The sequence below is a fragment of the Rhodovarius crocodyli genome (assembly GCF_004005855.1).
Taxonomy (GTDB): Bacteria; Pseudomonadota; Alphaproteobacteria; order Acetobacterales; family Acetobacteraceae; genus Rhodovarius; species Rhodovarius crocodyli.
Genome location: NZ_SACL01000026.1, coordinates 1 through 1,480, shown reverse-complemented (window position 1 = coordinate 1,480; position 1,480 = coordinate 1). Strand labels below are relative to the sequence as shown.

Below are 1,480 nucleotides of genomic sequence, written 5' to 3'. Positions count from 1 at the left end.
CCCTTGAGGCTGTTCCCTGCTCGTCCTAGGAAACCGTTCAACTTCCCTGTGAAACCGAGAGGCACGCGGTGACGATCCTTCTGACAGGCGGCTTCGGCTTCATCGGTTCCGCGGTGGTGCGGCGTCTGCTGTCCGCGACCGATGAGGTCGTGGTGAACATCGACAAGATGACCTATGCCGCGAGCCGCGAGGCGCTGGGCATGCATGCGGGCGACCGGCGGCTGGTGAACATCGAGGCCGATATCTGCGACGCCGAGGCGATGCGCGCGGCGTTCGCCACGCACAGGCCGCGCCGCGTGATCCATCTGGCCGCCGAAAGCCATGTGGACCGCTCCATCGACGGGCCGGCCGAGTTCATCCAGACCAACATCGTGGGCACCCAGGTGCTGCTGGAGGCGGCGCGCGCCTACTGGACCGGCCTCGACCCCGCCGCCAAGGACGACTTCCGCTTCCACCACGTCTCGACCGACGAGGTGTTCGGCTCCCTGCACCACGGCGACGCGCCCTTCGACGAGCACACGCCCTATGACCCGCGCAGCCCGTACTCGGCCTCCAAGGCCGCGTCGGACCACCTGGTGCGGGCCTGGTGGCACACCTACGGCATGCCGACCTTCGTCTCGAACACGACGAACAACTACGGCCCCTGGCAGTTCCCCGAGAAGCTGATCCCGCTGGTCACCCTGAACGCGCTGGAGGGCCGGCCGCTGCCGGTCTACGGCGACGGCTCCAACGTGCGCGACTGGCTGCATGTGGAGGACCACGCCGAGGCGCTGGTGATGGCGCTGCTGAACGGCCAGGCGGGTGCGACCTACTGCATCGGGCCGCGGCAGGAGCGCAGCAACCTGCAGGTGGTGCAGGCGATCTGTGCCACGCTGGACCGGCTGCGGCCGGATGCGGCGGGCCCGCGCGCGCGGCTGATCACCTTCGTGCGGGACCGGCCCGGCCATGACTTCCGCTATGCGATGGACCCCTCGGGTGCCGAGCAGGCGCTGGGCTGGAAGCCGCGCTTTGATTTCGAGAGCGGGCTGGAGCACAGCATCCGCTGGTATCTGGACAACGAGGCGTGGTGGCGGCCGATCCGTGAGCGCGGCTATGCCGGGCAGCGGCTGGGTACCAAGAGCGAGAAGGCGGGCGAATGAAGGGCATCATCCTGGCGGGCGGTTCGGGCACGCGCCTGCACCCCATGACCTTGGCCGCGAGCAAGCAGCTGCTGCCGGTCTATGACAAGCCGATGGTCTATTACCCGATCAGCACGCTGATGCTGGCGGGCTGCCGGGAGATCCTGCTGATCTCGACCCCGCACGACCTGCCGAGCTTCAAGCGGCTGCTGGGGGATGGCAGCCAGTTCGGCATCACGCTGAGCTATGCCGAGCAGCCCTCGCCGGACGGTCTGGCGCAGGCCTTCCTGATCGGCGAGGAGTTCATCGGGGGCGAGGCCTGCGCGCTGGCGCTGGGCGACAACATCATCTACGGCGGCGGG

2 protein-coding genes are annotated in these 1,480 nt (G+C 68.5%); both read left to right on the top strand.

All coding sequences use genetic code 11. From position 1 onward, the window contains the following. The first annotated feature begins 68 nt into the window (after positions 1-68). Positions 69-1,139 carry a dTDP-glucose 4,6-dehydratase gene (rfbB, locus tag EOD42_RS25595; protein ID WP_127790438.1) on the top strand — a complete coding sequence of 357 codons (1,071 nt, stop codon included), beginning with the start codon at positions 69-71 and terminating at the stop codon, positions 1,137-1,139. Beyond that, positions 1,136-1,480, top strand: a 345-nt coding sequence (locus tag EOD42_RS25590) for a sugar nucleotidyltransferase (protein WP_164868128.1), incomplete at its 3' end; no start/stop codon positions are given. The genes rfbB and EOD42_RS25590, both read left to right, overlap by 4 nt.